The 1,513-nt window shown below is 74.9% G+C and carries 1 protein-coding gene; it reads right to left on the bottom strand.

The genetic code is table 11. From position 1 onward, the window contains the following. Window positions 1-113: 113 nt before the first annotated feature. Window positions 114-1,331 carry a glycosyltransferase family 1 protein gene (locus J1M41_RS08660; protein WP_206451576.1) on the bottom strand — a complete coding sequence of 406 codons (1,218 nt, stop codon included), beginning with the start codon at window positions 1,329-1,331 and terminating at the stop codon, window positions 114-116. Window positions 1,332-1,513 lie beyond the last annotated feature (182 nt).

The following is a 1,513-nucleotide window of genomic DNA, read 5'->3' as shown; positions in this document are numbered from 1 at the left end:
GAGAGGGGGTATGGTGGGCAGGGAAAGGGGTATAAAAGAGACAGGTCCATGCCCGCCACCCTAGCCACGGCTCCGGACGCGAGACCCGGGCCGCCCGGCGTCCGGCCCGGGGCTCAGCCGAACACGCGCGTGGCCAGCAGCGCCGGCGCCGTCAGCAGCCGGCGGGCCAGCTCCACGCGGCGGCGCTCCTGCACCGCGATCGCCTTCTCGTAGTAGCCCACGAGCTGCTCGCACAGCACCGGCCAGGTACGGCCCTGCACCGACGCCCACGCCGCGTCGGCGAACGCGGCCCGCTTGACGTCGTCGTACACGAGGTCCGCGACGTGGCGGCGCAGCTCGCTCAGCTCGCCGGGCGGGTAGAGCCAGCCGGTGCGGGAGACGTCCACGATGTCGAGGGGGCCGCCGCGGCCGACGGCGACGACGGGCACGCCCGAGGCCATCGCCTCCTGCAGCGTCTGGCCGAAGGTGTCGGACTCGCCGGGGTGCACGAACAGGTCCAGGCTCGCCACGTGGCGTGCGAGGTCCTCGCCCCCCTGGAAGCCGGCGAAGTGCGCGCCGGGCAGCTCCCGCTCGAGCTGTTCGCGCAGCGGCCCGGAGCCGATGACCACGAGGCGGGTGCCCGGCAGGTCCGAGAGCACCCGCAGGTCCCCGACCTGCTTCTCGTGCGCCAGCCGCCCCACGAAGCCCACGAGCTTCTCGCCGTTCGGGGCGAGCTCGGCGCGCAGCGCCTCGTCCCGCTTGGCGGGATGGAATCGGCGGGAGTCGACGCCGCGGCCCCACAGGTGCACGCGTCGCACCCCCTGGCGGTGCAGCTGCCGGACGGTGAACGACGACGGCGCGAGCGTCAGCGTCGCCATGTTGTGCAGGCGCGCCACGTGGCTCCACAGCACGTCCTCCAGCCACGGGGCGCCATACCGGGCCGCGTAGCCGGGGACCTCGGTCTGGTAGACGGCCACGGAGGGGATGCCGAGCTCCTCGGCTGCCTGCACCGCGCGCCAGCCCAGCACGAAGGGGGAGGCGATGTGCACCACGTCCGGGGCGAAGTCGGCGAGCATGCCGCGCAGCCGGCCCACCGTGCCGGCGGCCACCCGCACGGAGGCGTACCCGGTCAGGGGCACGGAGGGCAGGGTGCGCACGGGGAAGCCCTCGACCTCGCGGGGGGCCTCACCGGCGCCCGCGCGTTGGGTCCACCCGGCGGACCACGAGGCGGCCGGGGCGATCACCATCGCCTCGTCGCCCCGCTCCCGCAGGTGGCGCAGCACCTGGAGGAGGGAGTTGGTGACCCCGTTCATATGGGGCAGGAACGATTCGGCGACCAGGACGACACGCACGTGGCCGACGCTAAGGACCCCGGACCACGGCCGGGACACCCTCCGACGACGGCCCGGTGACCCCGCGGTGAACTCTCGGGGCACGTGACGGTCGTCGCACCGGCCCGCACGGCCCGCCCCCGCCCAGGCGCCGCCCGGAGTCGGGTGGCACCATGGACGGGTGAGTTCCCGCCCCGCTGCGC

The sequence above is a fragment of the Micrococcus sp. KRD096 genome (assembly GCF_017168495.1).
GTDB classification, from domain to species: domain Bacteria; phylum Actinomycetota; class Actinomycetes; order Actinomycetales; family Micrococcaceae; genus Micrococcus; species Micrococcus luteus.
The sequence above is the reverse complement of the archived record's forward strand: the minus strand, read 5'-3'. Positions and strand labels throughout refer to the sequence as shown.